The 17,377-nt window shown below is 62.2% G+C and carries 18 protein-coding genes and 1 pseudogene; 7 read left to right on the forward strand and 12 right to left on the reverse strand.

Features of this window, described 5'->3' with window-relative positions; genetic code table 11:
- Positions 1-89 precede the first annotated feature (89 nt).
- The 4 genes from LCM4573_RS24900 to LCM4573_RS24915 form a co-directional block, all read right to left on the reverse strand.
- Positions 90-827 (reverse strand): 16S rRNA (uracil(1498)-N(3))-methyltransferase, encoded by a 738-nt coding sequence (locus LCM4573_RS24900; RefSeq protein ID WP_071009294.1) that lies wholly within the window; start codon positions 825-827, stop codon positions 90-92.
- 16 nt (positions 828-843) lie between these two features.
- A complete protein-coding gene (locus LCM4573_RS24905) occupies positions 844-2,346 on the reverse strand; it encodes an inorganic phosphate transporter (protein ID WP_071009295.1) in 1,503 nt (500 codons plus the stop codon).
- A gap of 106 nt (positions 2,347-2,452) precedes the next feature.
- A complete protein-coding gene (locus LCM4573_RS24910; RefSeq protein WP_116285732.1) occupies positions 2,453-2,959 on the reverse strand; it encodes an NUDIX hydrolase in 507 nt (168 codons plus the stop codon).
- A gap of 182 nt (positions 2,960-3,141) precedes the next feature.
- Entirely contained in the window at positions 3,142-3,915 is a 774-nt protein-coding gene (locus LCM4573_RS24915) for a FadR/GntR family transcriptional regulator (protein WP_116285745.1), read from the reverse strand.
- A 92-nt stretch (positions 3,916-4,007) separates the two neighbouring features.
- Between LCM4573_RS24915 and LCM4573_RS24920 the strand changes: the two genes are divergently transcribed.
- The 3 genes from LCM4573_RS24920 (at position 4,008) to glcF (ending at position 8,141) form a co-directional block, all read left to right on the forward strand.
- The gene (locus LCM4573_RS24920) at positions 4,008-5,441 is read left to right on the forward strand and encodes an FAD-linked oxidase C-terminal domain-containing protein (protein ID WP_071009297.1); all 1,434 of its coding nucleotides are present in this window, start codon (positions 4,008-4,010) and stop codon (positions 5,439-5,441) included.
- A 187-nt stretch (positions 5,442-5,628) separates the two neighbouring features.
- Positions 5,629-6,843 (forward strand): FAD-binding protein, encoded by a 1,215-nt coding sequence (locus LCM4573_RS24925; RefSeq protein WP_071009298.1) that lies wholly within the window; start codon positions 5,629-5,631, stop codon positions 6,841-6,843.
- Complete coding sequence (gene glcF, locus LCM4573_RS24930) at positions 6,843-8,141, forward strand: glycolate oxidase subunit GlcF (protein ID WP_071009299.1); 1,299 nt, start codon at positions 6,843-6,845, stop codon at positions 8,139-8,141. The genes LCM4573_RS24925 and glcF overlap by 1 nt, the downstream gene beginning before the upstream one ends.
- Positions 8,142-8,283: 142 nt before the next feature.
- Here glcF and LCM4573_RS24935 read toward each other — a convergent pair whose 3' ends face one another.
- Together LCM4573_RS24935 and LCM4573_RS24940 are read right to left on the reverse strand one after the other, a co-directional pair.
- Positions 8,284-8,970 carry a L,D-transpeptidase gene (locus LCM4573_RS24935; RefSeq protein WP_071009300.1) on the reverse strand — a complete coding sequence of 229 codons (687 nt, stop codon included), beginning with the start codon at positions 8,968-8,970 and terminating at the stop codon, positions 8,284-8,286.
- A 195-nt stretch (positions 8,971-9,165) separates the two neighbouring features.
- Positions 9,166-9,924 (reverse strand): L,D-transpeptidase, encoded by a 759-nt coding sequence (locus LCM4573_RS24940; protein ID WP_244505421.1) that lies wholly within the window; start codon positions 9,922-9,924, stop codon positions 9,166-9,168.
- Between the two features lie 229 nt (positions 9,925-10,153).
- Between LCM4573_RS24940 and LCM4573_RS24945 the strand changes: the two genes are divergently transcribed.
- Positions 10,154-10,777, forward strand: a complete 624-nt coding sequence (locus LCM4573_RS24945) for a DNA-3-methyladenine glycosylase I (protein WP_071009302.1) — start codon at positions 10,154-10,156, stop codon at positions 10,775-10,777.
- Here the strand turns inward: LCM4573_RS24945 and LCM4573_RS24950 are convergent.
- The 5 genes and pseudogenes from LCM4573_RS24950 to LCM4573_RS24970 all read right to left on the reverse strand — a co-directional run bounded on the left by LCM4573_RS24950 (position 10,764) and on the right by LCM4573_RS24970 (position 12,915).
- Entirely contained in the window at positions 10,764-11,468 is a 705-nt protein-coding gene (locus LCM4573_RS24950) for an HAD family hydrolase (RefSeq protein ID WP_071009303.1), read from the reverse strand. The two genes, LCM4573_RS24945 and LCM4573_RS24950, sit on opposite strands and share 14 nt — an antisense overlap.
- Positions 11,469-11,549: 81 nt before the next feature.
- Entirely contained in the window at positions 11,550-11,930 is a 381-nt protein-coding gene (locus LCM4573_RS24955) for a DUF305 domain-containing protein (RefSeq protein ID WP_071009304.1), read from the reverse strand.
- 53 nt (positions 11,931-11,983) lie between these two features.
- Positions 11,984-12,355 (reverse strand): hypothetical protein, encoded by a 372-nt coding sequence (locus LCM4573_RS24960; RefSeq protein ID WP_071009305.1) that lies wholly within the window; start codon positions 12,353-12,355, stop codon positions 11,984-11,986.
- An 85-nt stretch (positions 12,356-12,440) separates the two neighbouring features.
- Positions 12,441-12,701 (reverse strand): annotated as a pseudogene (locus tag LCM4573_RS24965) (type II toxin-antitoxin system RelE family toxin); the annotation flags it as partial.
- Positions 12,685-12,915 carry a DUF6290 family protein gene (locus tag LCM4573_RS24970; RefSeq protein ID WP_071009306.1) on the reverse strand — a complete coding sequence of 77 codons (231 nt, stop codon included), beginning with the start codon at positions 12,913-12,915 and terminating at the stop codon, positions 12,685-12,687. The gene LCM4573_RS24970 and the pseudogene LCM4573_RS24965, both read right to left, overlap by 17 nt.
- A 146-nt stretch (positions 12,916-13,061) precedes the next feature.
- Between LCM4573_RS24970 and hisS the strand changes: the two genes are divergently transcribed.
- The 3 genes from hisS to hisG all read left to right on the forward strand — a co-directional run bounded on the left by hisS (position 13,062) and on the right by hisG (position 16,567).
- Positions 13,062-14,582 carry a histidine--tRNA ligase gene (gene hisS / locus LCM4573_RS24975; RefSeq protein WP_071009307.1) on the forward strand — a complete coding sequence of 507 codons (1,521 nt, stop codon included), beginning with the start codon at positions 13,062-13,064 and terminating at the stop codon, positions 14,580-14,582.
- Between the two features lie 168 nt (positions 14,583-14,750).
- Positions 14,751-15,872 (forward strand): ATP phosphoribosyltransferase regulatory subunit, encoded by a 1,122-nt coding sequence (locus tag LCM4573_RS24980; RefSeq protein ID WP_071009308.1) that lies wholly within the window; start codon positions 14,751-14,753, stop codon positions 15,870-15,872.
- The gene (hisG, locus tag LCM4573_RS24985) at positions 15,869-16,567 is read left to right on the forward strand and encodes an ATP phosphoribosyltransferase (protein WP_071009309.1); all 699 of its coding nucleotides are present in this window, start codon (positions 15,869-15,871) and stop codon (positions 16,565-16,567) included. The genes LCM4573_RS24980 and hisG overlap by 4 nt, the downstream gene beginning before the upstream one ends.
- Before the next feature lie 69 nt (positions 16,568-16,636).
- Here hisG and LCM4573_RS24990 read toward each other — a convergent pair whose 3' ends face one another.
- Positions 16,637-17,095 carry a DoxX family protein gene (locus LCM4573_RS24990; RefSeq protein ID WP_274534868.1) on the reverse strand — a complete coding sequence of 153 codons (459 nt, stop codon included), beginning with the start codon at positions 17,093-17,095 and terminating at the stop codon, positions 16,637-16,639.
- Positions 17,096-17,377 lie beyond the last annotated feature (282 nt).

The raw sequence follows: 17,377 nt of genomic DNA on the forward strand, positions 1-17,377 counted from the left end.
TTGGACCGGATTGACGTGCCGCACAAGTGAATTTTCTTCAAGATGCTTTCAGAATTTCAGGAGCGCCCTGTCAAGTGTATCGAAGGGTTTTAGCGCCAGTCTCCGATCGCCGCCTGGATCACGGCGAGCGCCGCCACCGCGGCCGTGTCGGCGCGCAGGATGCGGGGCCCGAGCGGGATGGCAGTGACGAAGGGAAGTTCGCGCAAAAGCTTGCGCTCCTCCTCTGAAAAGCCGCCCTCCGGCCCCACCAGCAGCGCCAGATGGCGCTCCTCGATCGCCGAGAGGATCGGCAGCGGATTCTGGCCTTCGTCTCCTTCGTCGCAGAAGATGATGCGGCGTTCGGCCGGCCAGCATTCGAGCAGCTCCTTGAGCCTAGCTGGAGCCATGACCTCCGGGATCGACAATATGCCGCACTGCTCGGCAGCCTCGATCGCGTTCGCCTGAAGCCGGTCGAGGCTGGTGATCTTCCCCTGCACGTGCTGCGTCATCACCGGCTGCAGCAGGCCGGCGCCCATTTCCACCGCCTTCTGCACGAGATAGTCGAGCCGGCCGGTCTTCAGGGGCGCGAAGAGATAGTGGAGATCGGGCGCCGGCGGCTGCGCGCGAACCTGTTCGGCAATCTCCAGCGTCAGCTTCTTGCGGCTGGGAAAGGCGAGCCGCGCCTTCCATTCGCCGTCCCGCCCGTTGAAGACCAGGACCTCGGCACCTTCCCCCATGCGCAGTACATTGGCGAGATAATTGAACTGCTCGGACGAGGCCTCGTGCTTCGCACCTGCCGAAAGACCAGAATCGACGAACAGCCTTTGCATACGGAAATTGGCGCGCATCTGGATTTCCCGAGTTTCAGAGGAACAGGCCAAACATGAGCATGGCGATCCCGGCTCCAAGAGCGGTGGAGGCGGRCAGGGTGATGATCCAGGCGCCCATGATGCTCAGGAAATGCGACCGCCGCACGAGATAGCGCCTTCGCACTTCGTCCTCGTTCCGCTCCATGGGCGGGGCCACATCGTACCTGGCGGCGCGCGCCCGGATATATTCGAGCCGGCGGCGGGAGTTGCGGGTATACCATTCACGGAAGAAGCCCACGCCGAACACCGCGCCGACGGCAATGTGGGTGGAAGAGACCGGCAGACCGACCCAGGAAGCGACGAGGACCGTCAGCGCCGTCGAAAGCGAGACGCAATAGGCGCGCATCGGATTGAGCCGGGTGATCTCCGCGCCGACCAGCTTCACAAGTCTCGGGCCGAACAGCAGCAGGCCGAGCGAGATGCCGAGGCCGCCGATCACCAATTCCCATGTCGGGATGCTGACGGCCCCGGAAATGCCCTGCTGCGCGGTGGAAACGATCGCGGCAAGCGGGCCGATGGCGTTTGATACGTCGTTCGCGCCGTGCGCGAAGGAAAGCAGGGCGGCGGAAAACACCAGCGGGATGCGGAAGAGTTTTCTCAGCGATTGATTGCGGTTTTCCAGCCCCTCCGCCTGGCGGCGGATCACCGGTGTCAGTCCCGCCCAGGCAGCAAGCCCGCAGACGACGGCGATCCCCGTCGCGACGGGCGCGGAAACCCCGGACGTTTCTCCGAAGCCGAGAATAGCGAGATAGCCCGCGAAGGCGCCTGTCATGATGCCGAGCAGCACCGGCACCCATTTCGTGGCGGCCGCGATCTTGTCTTCGCGGTAGATGATGGTTTCCTTGACGAAATAGAGGCAGCCGGCGGCGATGACGGCGCCCAGCAGCGGGGAAAAGACCCAGCTTGCCGTGATGCCGAGGACGGTGCTCCAGTTCACCGCTGAAAGGCCGGCCGCCGCAATGCCGGCCCCCATCACGCCGCCCACGATCGAATGGGTGGTGGAGATCGGCGCGCCGAACCAGGTCGCGACATTGATGAGCAAGGCGGAAGAAAGCAGCGCCGCCATCATCGCCCAGATCAGCATGTCGGGGCTGGTGATCATGCCTCCATGCATCACGCCATTGGCGATGGTGTCGGCCACCCCCCGGCCGGCGATCACCGCGCCCGCCACCTCGAAGACCGCGGCAAGGCCGAGGCCGAAGGCCATGGACATGGCGCGTGCGCCGACCGCAGCGCCGATATTGTTGGTTACGTCGTTGGCGCCGATGTTCATGGCCATGTAGGCGGCAAGGGCGGACGCGGCGATCACCAGCACGACGTCCGGCTTGCCGGTCACCGAATAGGCTGCGATTATCGCGGCGAGGATCAGGAAGAGAAGTGCCGTGCCGGGCGCCGCAAGCCGGCGCGACATCTGCCGTGCGGCCTCCTCGAGGGAGGAAATCTTCTCAAGATCCTTGTCGAGCGTCGGCTTGACCAGACGCGGCCGGGATTGGCCCATTTACTCTTTCAACTCCTAGAAATCAGTTGTGGGCCCGCCCAAGGGGCCTCATAGCCGGTTTGGGTAATCTCATCCGGGCTCGAAGGCAATGACGGCGTGGCGAGGATCAGCCGGCTTTTGCCTCCAGAGGTCCCGGGCCGGGCGTTCGCATCCGCTCCTTGAATTGCAGAAGGAGATCCTTGAGTTCCGGCTCGTTGACCCTCTGGGCCGCCTCCTCGGAAGAGACCCATTCCAGGCGCCGTGCTTCCCGCTCGGGAAAGTTCTTCAGCAGGTCCTCGACTTCGAGCAGATGCACCTGCACCCTGACCGGTATCTTGAAGCCGTTCGAGAGCGTTTTCCGGTAGTGATAGAAGCCGAAGGGTTCCTTTTCCGCCTTGCCCTTCACGCCGGCCTCTTCATAGGCTTCGCGCTCCGCAACCTGGTGGGCCTTCTTGCCTGGCATCGGCCAACCCTTGGGAATGACCCAGCGGCCTGTATCCCGGCTGGTGGCGAGCAGAATTTCGAGCTGCCCCTGTTTCTTCCTGATCCGATAGCACAGCGCTGCATATTGCTGCCGCGGAGGCCGCTGCAGCATCAGACGAACATTGCCCGCCAGTCGTTTCAGGAAGTCCAATTGAGGGTCACCTCCGGGTTTCTATTGTAGACATGTCGAATATAAGAACGAAATGACGGCAAAACGAGCGCATACAAAGGTAGCCCGAAGAGAATCACCGCAACAAATTCGGCTTGCTGAAAACAATTGTGAGGCAGCTTCGTTTCACGTCAACTGATTTTGCACAGGTGTGCAAAATCAACTCAGCTTGTCCGCTGCTGAAGCCTCAAACGGGCGATCCGGTCCCACTCGCCGGCGCGCTCCGCTTCTGCGGTCATCCTGGCAATGAAGTCGATATGCTCCTCGGCCGCTCGCCGGGCTGCCGCCGGATTGCGGTCCAGGATCGCCGCGCCGATTGCGGCGTGTTGCGCCATGACCGCACCATGCGCATCTGCAATCTTGAATATCACCTTGCGATTGTAGAATATATCATCACTCAACAGACGATAGCAAGATCTGAGTGTGTGCATCAGGATGATATTGTGGGCGGCGTCGCCGATCGCATTGTGAAATTCGACATCGGAGGTAAGCTCGTCCTCGAAGCGGCCGTCGGTATGTGCTTGCCGCATCTCGTCCAGGATGTGCCGGATAAGCTGCCTGTCCGTATCGGTGGCCCGCTCGGCGGCGAGCTCCGCCGTCATGGCTTCGAGCTGCCGGCGGTATTCGAGATAGTCGCGGGTCGCCTGGGCGTGCCGCCGGATGAGATCGACAAGCGGGCGTGAAAAGACCTCGCCTATGATATCCGCCACATAGGTGCCGCCGCGATGCTGGCTCACGAGAAGTCCGCGTCCTTCGAGCTCCTTCRGGGCTTCCCTGAGGATCGGACGGGAAATGTCGAACTTCTGCGCCAGTTCGCGTTCTCCGGGAAGCCGCTCACCGTCGCGCAGCACGCCGTTGAGGATGAGAAGCTCGATCCGATGAACAACCTCGCCGGCGGTCCTGCCGTGTGAGACGGGGGCGAAGAGTTCGTGGGTCAAGTCCGGCATTTCCTGCAATTCTCCGCCATCGGAAGGTCTCCTTGTATCACTGGTAAAAAAAGTATACCAGTCGTGCAAAGAAGGAGGATCTCGTGTCTGAGGCCATTCAATTCCTGCCGCCGCGTCAGGCGGTGCTGTCGCGCCGGACGGCGATCATTGCCGATCTCGCGGACCTTCTTCCGCCCGACTGTCTTGTGCATGAGCCGCGCGAACTGGTGCCGTTCGAGACGGACGCCTTCGTTGCCTATCGCCGCGTGCCGCTGGCGGTGGCCCTGCCGCGCACGACGGCCGAAGTCGCCGCAGTGATGAAATATTGCCACCGCTATGGCGTTCCGGTGGTGCCGCGCGGAGCGGGCACCTCGCTGTCCGGCGGCGCGATCCCGCAGGAAGATGCGGTCGTGCTCGGCCTTTCCAAGATGTCGCGCATCCTGGAAGTGGATTACGCCAATCGCACCGCCACAGTTCAGGCAGGAGTCACGAACCTCAGCATTTCCGAGACCGTCGGCGCCGATGGTTTCTTCTACGCACCCGACCCCAGCTCTCAGCTTGCCTGCACGATCGGCGGCAATATCGGCATGAACTCCGGCGGCGCGCACTGTCTCAAGTATGGCGTCACCACCAACAATCTGCTCGGCGTGAAGATGGTGCTGGTGGACGGCACGGTGATCGAACTCGGCGGCAAGCATCTGGATGCCGGCGGTTACGACCTGCTCGGCCTCGTCTGCGGCTCGGAAGGYCAGCTCGGCATCGTGACGGAGGCAACGGTGCGGCTGATTGCGAAGCCCGAAGGCGCGCGTCCCGTTCTCTTTGGCTTCGACACGTCGGAAGAGGCGGGCGCCTGCGTGGCGGATGTCATCGGCTCCGGCATCATTCCGGTGGCGATCGAATTCATGGACAAGCCGGCGATCGAGATTTGCGAGGCTTTCGCCCATGCGGGGTATCCGCTCGATGTCGGCGCGTTGCTCATCGTCGAGGTGGAGGGTTCCGAGGCCGAGATGGATGCGATGCTGAAGAACATCGTCGAGATCGCCGGCCGCCATGGGGTGAAGACGGTGCGCGAAAGCCAGTCTGCCATGGAAGCGGCGCTGATCTGGAAAGGCCGCAAGTCCGCCTTCGGCGCCACCGGCCGGATCGCCGATTACATCTGCATGGATGGCACGGTGCCGCTCGGCAAGCTTTCCTACGTGCTGAAGAAGACATCCGAGATCACCGACAGCTTCGGACTGCGTGTTGCGAACGTCTTCCACGCCGGAGACGGCAACATGCACCCGTTGATCCTGTTCAATGCAAACGATCCGGAGGATGCCGCTCGCGCCGAAGCCGCCGGCAACGAGATATTGAAGCTCTGCGTTGATGCGGGCGGCTGCCTCACCGGCGAACACGGCGTGGGCATCGAGAAGCGCGACTTGATGCGCCACCAGTATTCCGAAGCCGACCTCGCCCAGCAGATGGCCGTGCGCGCCGCTTTCGACGAGAGCTGGATCCTGAACCCTTCGAAGGTGTTCCCGCTGGAGGGCAGGGCGTGATGGTGGATTGCTTCTTCAGGAATCTTGCCTCTCACCCTAACCCTCTCTCCGCACGCGGGGAGAGGGGACGTGCCTCACGCGGTGCTGCGGGCCGAGCGGAGCTGGTGCGGCATATCCCTTCTCCCCGCGTGCGGGGAGAAGGTGGCGGCAGCCGGATGAGGGGCATTCCCTGTGAAAGGGGTATCAAATGCTGATACCCACTTCCGAAGTCGATGCCGCCTACATCATCCGTACCGCGGCCTATGAGGGGAAAAGGCTCGCGCCCTGCGGCGGCAGCACGCGCGCCGGGTTCGGCAATTCCACCGAGCCGGTCGAGAAGATGAGTTCCCGGGGGCTTTTCGGTATTGTCGATTACGAGCCGGCGGAAATGGTGATGACCGTGAAAGCCGGCACGCCGGTCGCGGAAGTCGAGGCGGCGCTTGCCGCCAATCGGCAGATGATGGCCTTCGAGCCGATGGATCATCGCGGCGTCATGGGCACGCATGGGGCGTCCTTTGGCGAACCGACGATCGGCGGCGTGTTTGCAGCGAATGTTTCCGGACCGCGCCGTTTCGTGGCGGGCGCGGCGCGCGATAGCCTGCTTGGCATCCGCTTCGTCAACGGCAGAGGTGAGCTCATCCGCGCCGGCGGGCGGGTGATGAAGAACGTCACCGGCCTCGATCTGGTGAAGCTGCTGGCAGGTTCTCAGGGCACGCTCGGCTTTCTGACGGAGGTGACCTTTCGCGTCCTGCCCATGCCGCAGACGGTGGAGACGGTCGTGATCTCGGGTCTTGACGATGCGGAAGCGGCGCGTGCCATGGCGGCGGCGATGGCTCTGCCGGTCGAAGTCTCAGGCGCCGCGCATCTGCCGGCAAGCGTCAAGGGGCGGTTCCTCGGCGGCGCCCTGCCGGAAGGCGAGACGACGGTATTGCGGCTGGAGGGCCTTTCGGCTTCTGTGGCCGTGCGGGCGGAAAAGCTCGCCGACGCCATGGCCACATTCGGACCAGTATCGAGAATCGGTATGGATGAGAGCCAGGCGCTCTGGCGGGAGATTCGCGATGTCCATCCCTATGCGGATGGCACCCGGAAACCGCTCTGGAGGGTCTCCGTCGCACCGACCATCGGCCATCAGCTCGTCGCCGCATTGCGGCTGGAGGCCGGTATCGACGCCTTTTACGACTGGCAGGGCGGCCTCGTCTGGATGCGCATGGAGGCCGATCCGGAAGCCGAGCTGCTTCGTCGCTATATCAAGGCGCTGGGCGGCGGTCATACCACGCTCATGCGCGCGTCGGACGCTGTGCGGGCCTCCACCTCGGCCTTCGAGCCGCAGCCGGAGGCGGTGGCGCTGCTTTCCGCCCGCGTGAAACAGGCGCTTGACCCGGCGGGCATATTCAGCCCTGGCAAAATGGGAGGAAACTTCTGATGCAGACCTCCTTCACCGCCGAACAGCTTCTCGACCCGCATGTGGCGGAATCGGAAAAGATCCTGCGCCGCTGCGTGCATTGCGGCTTCTGCACGGCCACCTGTCCCACCTATGTGACGCTCGGCAACGAGCTGGACAGCCCGCGCGGGCGCATCTACCTCATCAAGGATATGCTCGAGAACGGCCGTCCTGCCGATGCCGAGGTGGTCACCCATATCGACCGCTGCCTCTCCTGCCTTGCCTGCACCACGACATGCCCCTCCGGCGTCGATTACATGCATCTGGTGGATCACGCACGGGTGCATATCGAAAAGACCTACCGCCGACCGTTCGCGGATAGAATGATCCGCAATCTGCTCGCGGCGGTTCTGCCCTATCCGGCACGCTTCCGGACTGCACTCGGCCTTGCGAAGTTCAGCCGTCCGTTCGCGCCGCTGTTGAAGCGGGTTCCGACGCTGAAGCCCTTCGGCGCGATGCTGGAGCTGGCCCCGAAATCCGCCGCGAAAGCTTCGGCAGGCCCGGCCACTCACCCCCCGCAGGCCGAAAGACGCGGCCGTGTGGCGATCCTGACCGGCTGCGCCCAGCCGGTTCTCGATCCGGGCATCAATGAAGCGACCATTCGTCTGCTCACCCGGCTCGGCGTCGAGGTCGTGGCGGCGCAGGGCGAGGGCTGCTGCGGCGCGCTGGTCCACCACATGGGGCGCGAGGAACAGGCGCTCGACCATGCCCGCCACAATGTCGATGTCTGGCTGCGTGAGGTCGAGACGGGCGGGTTCGATGCGATCATCATCACCGCTTCCGGCTGCGGYACGACGATCAAGGACTACGGCCACATGCTGCGGCTCGATCCGGCCTATGCCGAAARGGCGGCAAGGGTTTCGGCGCTTGCCAAGGACGTTACCGAATATCTCTCGACGCTCGATCTGCCGCGGCTCGAACCGCAAGGCCTGACGGTCGCCTATCACTCGGCCTGTTCCATGCAGCATGGCCAGAAGATTACGATGCAGCCGAAGAACCTGCTGAAGGCGGCGGGCTTTGCGGTCCGTGATCCGGCGGAAGGCCATCTCTGCTGCGGCTCGGCCGGTACTTACAACATCCTTCAGTCGGAGATTTCCGAGCAGTTGAAGGCCCGCAAGGTGAAGAACATCGAGGCGACGAAGGCGGATGTCATCGCCACCGGCAATATCGGCTGTATCACCCAGATCGCCACCGGAACCGCGATGCCGATCCTCCACACGGTGGAACTGCTCGATTGGGCCTATGGCGGGCCGAAGCCGGAGAAATTGAAGGATAGGTAAGTGGCCGGCGACTTCCGTGGTCGTCATGCTCGGGCTTGTCCCGAGCATCTGCCAAGGTGCAACTCGATATCGAGGTGGTAGATCCTCGGGACAAGCCCGAGGATGACGATTGGAGCGGCAAGGCCTCCCCAGCTCTCAACGATTAGCCGCCAAAGATCGTGCGGAAGATATCGATGCCGCGATCCTGGAAGGCGACATCCCCTGGCTTGCTGCCGGGGCCGATGACGATGACCTTCGTGCCGACGGGAGCGCGAGCATAGAGGTGCTCGACATCCTTGTTCATCATCCGGATGCAGCCGGAGGACAGGTTGAGCCCGATGGTCCAGGGCTGGTTCGTGCCATGGATGCGGAAGATCGTGTCACGCCCGCCCTTGTAGAGATACATGGCGCGGGCGCCGAGCGGATTGTCGGGCCCTCCCTTCTGCACGACCGGCAGCTTGATGCCGCGGCGCGCTTCACGGGCGCGCATCTCGGCGGGCGRCGTCCAGGACGGCCACTCGGCCTTGCGGCCGACCGACACCACGCCAGACCAGCCGAAGCCTTCGCGGCCAACGCCGATGCCGTAGCGGGTCGCGCGGTTCCGGCCTTCCACGTAGTAGAGGAACTTGTTGTCGGTATCGACGATGATCGTGCCGGGAGCTTCGTTCGTCGAGAAACGCACCATGCGGCGCTTGTACTTTTCCGGCACCTGCCGGTTGCGAACCTTGGGCGCGACATCGCTTGCCGTCGTCTGCGGGCGTGCCGAAGCCGAGGTCTGCGCGAAAGCCTCGCCTGCGACCATGCCCATCATCATGCTGGCGATGGCCACCAGCGTCGTCCACCTTCTCATCCCTGCCCCTCGTGCAAATAGATCTTAAGTCGAGGCAAGATGTCTCGTCTTAGGATTTGGAGCAAGATGAGGCATGGCGAATATAGATGGGTTACCCGTGAGAAATCGGCCGGATCGTGGCGATCCGGCCACATAAATGCATGTCTCGCAAAAGTGGGCCGCGGTTTTGCGATGGCGGCATGCAGAAAAGAAAACTCAGATTACTATCACTTTCGTGCCGAGCTTGACCCGCTCGTAGAGATCGACAACGTCCTCGTTGCGCATGCGGATGCAGCCGGAGGAAACGGCGCTGCCGATCGTCCAGGGCGCATTCGTGCCATGGATGCGGTAAAGCGTGGAGCCGAGATACATGGCGCGCGAGCCGAGCGGGTTTTGGGGGCCGCCTTCCATGAAGGCCGGCAGGTAATGCCCCTTGGCGGCTTCACGGGCGATCATCTCCTTCGGCGGCGTCCARCTCGGCCATTCCTTCTTGGCGGTAACCTTGTGGGTGCCGGCCCATTCGAAGCCCGGCTTGCCGACGCCGACCCCGTAGCGCCGCGCCTTACCGTTCCCCGTTACCAGATAGAGGAAGCGGTTGTTGGTGTCGATGACGATAGTGCCGGCCGGATGCTTGGTCTCATAGGCGACCACCTGCGGCAGGAATTGCGGCTCGATCTGGCTTTTGACGGCCTTGTTCGGCCGGACCGCTACTTGCTGGGCACGCTTGCGCGGCTGTTGCCGGATGGCGTCGCGGCGGGTAATCTCACGCGTGGCGCGCTGCTGGTAGACACGCGGCTTGGCGGGGCGCTGCGGATAGGCGACCGGCCGCACTCTCTGTCCCCCAAGCTGCATGACCCAGGGCGCGGTGAGATCGGGGCTCACGACCACCGGCGGGCGTTCCCTATAACGATCGTTTGCCGACGCGGTATTGGAAAGGGCGGCGCTGAAAAGGGCCGTCGTGAGGCCAAGGACCATAAACAGAGTTTTCTTCATCGGATCTACTCGCTACTCGACCACCGATACGGGCTGCGGGTTCACAGCATCTTTGCTGTTGAGAAACTGCCAAGAGAGTGGCGAGCGAATGGTAAACGGGTGGACGCAGCGGCCCACAGCACCCGATAAACCTTTTGGCAGGGTTACCACCCGGTTTTGAAATATGGTTGACGGATGCTAAAACCCGTCAAAAAAAAGGGGTTTGAGACGAATGGACGGCATTATCATCGGTGATGACGGCAAGCCGCGCTGCGCCTGGCACCAGGGGCTGGATGATTACCGCCGCTATCATGACGACGAATGGGGCAGGCCCGTGACGGACGATTTCCGTCTGTTCGAAAAGATCTGCCTGGAAGGTTTCCAGTCCGGCCTTTCCTGGCTCACAATCTTGCGCAAACGGGAGAATTTCCGCGCCGCCTTTGCCGGCTTCGATTACGGCAAGGTTGCGCAATTCGGCGAAGAGGATATCACCCGCTGCCTTGGCGATGCGGGCATCATCCGCCATCGCGGCAAGATCGTCTCGACCATCAACAATGCCCGGCGTGCGCTGGAACTGCGCGATGAATTCGGATCGCTGGCGAAATACTTCTGGAGTTATGAGCCCGGCCCAGCCGAACGGCCGCAGGTGATGGATCTCGAAACGCTGCGCGCCAATCCCACTACGCCGGTCTCTGTGCGCCTGTCGAAGGATTTGAAGAAGCGCGGCTGGACCTTCGTCGGCCCGACCACGGTCTATGCCTTCATGCAGGCCATGGGCCTGGTCAACGACCATCTCGACGGCTGCTTCTGCCAGAGGGAAGTGGAGGCGCAGCGGCTGGCTTTCAGGCGGCCTTGATCGCTTCGATGACCGAACCCAACTGGCCGAGATGCTCGATCTGGCGGAAGCGCGGCGCATCGGTCGGCGGTTCCACATGCTCCACCACCCAGGTCAGCGCATGGGGAATGAAGACGCCGTAGCTGCCGGCGGCGATCGCCGGCACGATGTCGGATTTCAGCGAATTCCCGACCATCATCGCCCGTTCGGGCCCGTCGGCGAGCTTCGAAAAGATCCGCCGGTAGGTGGTGGCGTTCTTGTCGCTGACGATCTCCACCGCATCGAAGAAATCCCCGAGCCCCGATTGGGCAAGCTTGCGCTCCTGATCGAAAAGGTCACCCTTGGTGATCAGCACCAGGAGATATTCGCCATTGAGCGCCTCAAGTGTTTCCTCCACATGGGGCAGTTTCTCCACTGGATGGCGCAGCAGGTTCCGGCCGATCTCCAGGATTTCGGCGATCGTATCGGTGGAGACCTGGCCACCGGTGATTTCGATCGCCGTCTCGATCATCGAAAGTGTGAAGCCTTTGATGCCGAAGCCGTAATAGGCGAGGTTGCGCTTCTCGGCTTCAAGCAGCCGCTCGGTAATATGCGCGCCCTCGGCGAATTCGCCGAGAAGGTCCACGAAGGACTGTTCCGTCAGGCGGTAATATTGCTCGTTCTGCCAGAGCGTATCGTCGGCATCGAAGCCGATCGCGGTAATCGGGCGCATGGATCACTCTGCCTCCAGACCGTTGATATGGAGGATAAAAACATGCCGGGCAAGAAGCCAGCCCTGCCCGGCACTCGCTTGTTACTGACCGCGAGCCTTCAGCCAGGCTTCCATTTCGGCGATTTCAGCGGTCTGCGCCTTGATGACCTCTTCGGCGAGCTTGCGCAGTTCCGGGTCCTTGCCGTGTTCGAGTTCGACCTTGGCCATGTCGATCGCCCCCTGATGGTGCGGGATCATGCTGCGGACGAAATCGACATCGGCATCGCCGGAATATTCGATCGTCATATCCTTGTGCATCTTGTCATTGGCTGCGGTAAAACCTTTGACGGAAGGGCTCGCTTCCGCCGTCGTGGCGGAATGATCGTGCCCCTTCATCTCCTGCGCCGCCAAAGGGCTGGCGACCAGAGGGCCGGCGAGCAGAAGGGCGAGAGCTGCGGTTGCAATAATGGTCTTCGAAGACATGGTTTTTCCTTTCCCGTGTCCGATCTGTTGAACTGTGATTTGCGAACAGTTGGTCAGGATCGGGGAGGCGGGTCGATCGGCGCAGGCCCGGCGGAGATCAATGCCTGGACCGGCTCGGGTGCCGGATAGGAAAAGGTGAAATGCTTGCCGCCGGCCTGCAGCGGCTCCGGCAGGAGCGTCACGCAGGCCGCGCAGAACGGCATGACGCAGTTCTTGGCGCCATGCGGACAGGGTTTCTGGCTGTTTTCGTGGTGTTCGGTGGCGTCCGCTTTCGCTTTGGCCAAGTGGTTGCCATGGCCGGAATGCTGCTGCGCGGCTGCGGTGTGGTCGAATGTCGGCATCGCTACCGGCTGGCTCGCCATAGCCGGCATGGCCCCATAAAGCAGCCAGGCAAGAAACATCAGCAATGGTGCAAGACGCGACATGCGCCGGAATTTAGTCACTTCCGAGCCGAAAGCAAAGAGAGGATGAACGGAGTACCGAAGACGTGATCTCATTCGTCTCAGCGGTAATTTCGCGCCGGTGGCCGATCTCGATCACCAGCACAACGAGGCGGTGATCCTGAATGTCGCAGATGATGCGGTAGTCTCCGACGCGATAGCGCCAGAGATGTTTGAACTGCGAGCCTTCAAGGGCAATGCCAAGCTGACGAGGATTGTCGAGTGTCTTTACGCGCGAATGCAGGAAATCCTTTACGCGATCCGACTCGTTACGCTCCATTTTCTTGAGTTGTTTGATCGCGGCCGCCTGAAACTCAATCTTCCAGACCAAGCTCGCGCTCCATCTCTTCCCAGGTATAAGTCCGCTCGCCATTGCGAATGCGCTCCATCGCTGCCTCGGCGGCGGCGATATCGTGCAGGTCCTCGAGATGCTGTTCGAGGATTTCCTTCACATAGGCATCCGGTTCGGCGCCGGCCTTGGCCGCATATTCGGCGACGAGCTTATGCATTTCATCCGGCATTTCGATCGTGACGCGCTTGTTCATGGCCTTTGCCCTTCCTTGGGCAGATTATATAGCATCGCGCAGACGTCTTCACCAGCCGCCGCCCTTGCCGCTCCGGCCTTCATCCTCTAAGAAACCGCACACAAATCCGGCTCTTGCCGAGGTCCGAAGGCAATGGAATTTCGATCATGAGCGACAAGAAACAAAAACAGCAGAAACTCAAAGCCCGCCTGCCGCGCGGCTTCGTCGATCGTTCCGCCGCCGATATCCATGCCACCAACGAGATGATCGAAAAGATCCGCGAGGTCTACGAGCGCTATGGCTTCGATCCTGCCGAGACTCCGCTTTTCGAATATACCGATGCGCTCGGCAAGTTCCTGCCCGATAGCGACCGCCCGAACGAGGGCGTCTTCTCGCTGCAGGACGACGACGACCAGTGGATGAGCCTGCGCTACGACCTGACGGCGCCGCTCGCCCGCCATGTCGCTGAAAACTTCAACGAGATCCAGCTGCCGTTCCGTACTTATCGCGCCGGCTATGTCTTTCGCAATGAGAAACCGGGTCCAGGCCGCTTCCGCCAGTTCATGCAGTTCGATGCCGATACGGTCGGCGCGTCTGGCGTCCAGGCCGATGCCGAAATGTGCATGATGATGGCCGATACGATGGAAGCGCTCGGCGTCAAGCGCGGCGATTACGTCATCCGCGTCAACAACCGCAAGGTTCTGGATGGCGTCATGGAGGCGATCGGCCTCGGCGGCGAGGAGAACGCCGGCCGGCGGCTGACCGTACTGCGCGCCATCGACAAGCTCGACAAGTTCGGCCCGGAAGGCGTGAAGCTCCTGCTCGGCGAAGGCCGCAAGGATGAGAGCGGCGACTTTACCAAAGGCGCCGGTCTCAACGCCGCTCAGATTGAAAAGGTTCTCTTCTTCGTTGGCATCAAGGACTATGCCGAAAGTGCCGTTCAGCTCGCTGAGTTGGTGGCTGGCACGGCTCGGGGTGGTGAGGGCGTCGACGAGTTGAACACCATTGGCGCATTGGCGGCGAGTGCCGGCTACGGTCCTGACCGCATCAAGATCGATCCCTCGGTCGTCCGAGGTCTCGAATATTACACCGGCCCTGTGGTCGAAGCGGAACTCACTTTCGACGTCACCAATGAAAAGGGCGAGAAAGTCGTTTTCGGTTCGGTCGGCGGCGGCGGGCGTTATGATGGCCTTGTGTCGCGCTTCATGGGCCAGCCGGTTCCGGCCACGGGCATTTCCATCGGTGTCTCGCGCCTGATGACGGCGCTGAAAAACCTCGGCAAGCTTGGCCAGGATGAAGTGGTTGCGCCGGTTCTCGTTACCGTCATGGACGGCGATGTCGAAAGCATGGGCCGCTACCAGCGGTTCACGCAGCAGCTTCGCGCGGAAGGCATTCGCGCCGAAATGTACCAGGGTAACTGGAAGAAGTTCGGCAACCAGCTGAAATATGCCGACCGCCGCGGCTGCCCGATCGCCATCATCCAGGGCGGCGACGAGCGCGCCCAGGGCGTCGTGCAGATCAAGGATTTGATCGAGGGCAAACGCCTTTCCGGCGAGATCGAGGACAATGCCGCCTGGCGCGAGGCGCGGGTTGCGCAGGAGACCGTGCCCGAGGCGGATCTTGTCGCCAAGGTGAAGGAGATTCTGGCGGCGCAGGCGGAAGACCGCAGGCGGGCGAGTGATGCTTGATTGGCCCCTCCCCAACCCTCCCCACAAGGGGGAGGGAGCTGGTCGGCGCAAGCCGCCATCCTGGTGTGAAACTGCGGAGTTTGATGTTCCTGCACTGAACGGTGCGGCAAACCTTACCCTCCCCCTTGTGGGGAGGGTCGGAGCGAAGCGACGGGGAGGGGAAATTCCATGCCCCTGATCGACATGCCTGAATTTTCCGACGACCTTTTGAAGGAATTCGAGGCGCGCCATACCGAACGGGTCAATACGCCGGTCATCCAGCCGGCCGAACCCTTTCTCGATATCGCGGGCGAGGATCTGCGCCGCCGCATTTTTCTCACCGAGAGCGAGACTGGCGCCAGCCTGTGCCTCCGGCCGGAATTCACCATTCCCGTCTGCCTGCGGCATATCGAGATCGCGACGGGCACGCCGCGGCGCTACTCCTATCTGGGAGAGGTTTTCCGGCAGCGGCGCGAAGGAGCCCATGAATTCTATCAGGCGGGCATCGAGGACCTCGGCGACAAGGATATCGCAAGCGCCGATGCGCGGGCGATCGGCGATGCCACCGGCATCCTGAAGGCGCTGCTCCCTGGCCGGAAACTCGCCTTGACGCTAGGGGACCAGGCGGTTTTCGAGGCCGTGGTGCAGGCGCTCGGCCTGCCGCTTGGTTGGCAGAAGCGGCTGATCCATGCCTTCGGTGATATGGAGCATCTGGAGGCCCTGCTGGAACGGCTGGCCCGTCCTCAACCGGTTGCCGGCCTCGATCCGGAGATCGCGGAACTTATCGCATCCGACAACGAGGCGGCACTGGTGGTCCGCATCGATCGGACAATGCAGGAAACCGGCTATTCCACCAATGCCAGCCGCTCGCCGGTGGAGATCGCCCGCAGGCTGAAGGAAAAACTCGAGCTTGCCGAAACCCGGCTCGATGGTTCCGCTCTCCTGCTGCTGCGCGAATTCCTGACGCTGCAACTGCCGCTCGATGAGGCGCCGGCGGCTCTGGCCGGTTTTGCCGATGCCGCCGGGCTGAAGCTCGGCGCTGCCGTGGCGCTCTTCGATGCCCGGCTTGCCGCGCTCGCCAATGCGGGTGCAGATATCGGCAGCATGACCTATCGCGCCGCCTTCGGCCGCCCGCTGGACTATTATACCGGGCTCGTCTTCGAGGTGACGGAGCAGGGCTCCTCCGCAGTGCTTGCTGGCGGCGGCCGCTACGATCGTCTGCTGACGCTGCTGGGAGCGGGCGATCACGTTCCTGCTGTCGGCTTCTCTCTGTGGCTCGATCGCATCAAGGCGGCGAGGGCCGAACAATGAACGTCATCACCATCGCCTTGCCCTCCAAGGGCCGCATCAAGGAAGAGGCCGCAGGCGTTTTCGAGCGCGCCGGCCTGGCGATTTCCGCTGTCGGTAGCGACCGCTCTTATCGCGGCCGGATCGAAGGTATCGAAGGCGTCGAGATAGCCTATCTCTCGGCTTCGGAGATCGCCCGCGAGCTCGCAAGCGGCTCCGTCGATTTCGGGGTCACCGGCGAGGATCTGGTGCGCGAAGGCATGCCCGAGGTGGACGAGAAGGTGGAGTTCTGCGCGCGTCTGGGCTTTGGCGGCGCGGATGTCGTGGTCGCGGTGCCGGAAATCTGGCTCGATGTCGAGACCATGGCCGATCTCGGCGATGTGGCGGCGGATTTCCGCGCCCGGCATGGCCGGCGGCTGGCGATCGCCACGAAATACTGGCGGCTGACGCAGCAGTTCTTTTCTCGCGAGCACGGCATTCAGCTTTATAGGATCGTCGAAAGCCTCGGCGCGACGGAAGGCGCGCCGGCAGCGGGTCAGGCGGATATCATCGTCGATATCACTTCGACGGGCTCCACGCTCCGGGCCAACCACCTGAAGGTGCTCTCGGATGGGGTGATCCTCAAAAGCGAGGCATGTCTGGTGYGGGCCCGCAAGGCCGGACATGACGGTGATCTACGCGTGGCGAAGCTCGTGCAGGCCGTCCGCACTGCTCTTTGATGCTCTCGAAATGAAAAGACCGCCGGATTTGCATCCGGCGGCCGGGATCGGGCAGGAAGGCTTGAATATTCAAGCGTTGATCGCGACCGAGCCGCGGCGGGCATCGATCGAGTAGGCGCCGGCGCCTGCTGCGGCGAGCACCAGGAAGCCGCCCGCGATCGTCAGGTTCTTCATCATGTTGAGCTGATTGAACATCGTCAGCATGCCGTTCGCGGCTTCCGGAAAGTCAGGGATGTTGATCGCGCTCGAGTGAAAGACGAGCGCCGTGAAGACGGAGAAGGCCGCAAGCAGAAGGGCGGCGATCCGGGTCTTGAAGCCGACGAGAACGGCGATGCCTGCCAGAAGTTCGAAGATACCTGCGACATAGGCCAGCAGCGTGGCCGCCGGAAGACCGGCACCCGCGATCATGCCGGCAGTGCTGGCCGGATCGACGAGCTTTGGATAGCCGGACAGGATGAACATGGCCGAAAGCAGCACGCGGCCGGCAAGCAGAAGCAGATTTGTGGAAGTGGYGGACATTTTTCTCAGGTCTCCGATGATGGTCCTTGGCCGGACTAAGCGTTGATTACTGGAAACATTCTGCACTGTTTACTCCGCCTCTGGAAGATGAACGATGCTGGACGGTTTGTCTACTATAAGTGAACGCCCGGCTTCCTGATTACGCCGCAGCTGGTTGGCGTATAGGCAGTCGCAAGAATGTGAGCGGCTGTTTGCTTGCCCTACATTCCTTATATGATACGGTACGTTTCGTATCGAATTGTGCAAAGATATCGACCGGGATGCTGGTCTTGCTCATCAAGGAGAACGGGC

The organism is Rhizobium sp. LCM 4573 (genome assembly GCF_001854865.1).
In the GTDB taxonomy this organism is placed as follows: Bacteria; Pseudomonadota; Alphaproteobacteria; order Rhizobiales; family Rhizobiaceae; genus Neorhizobium.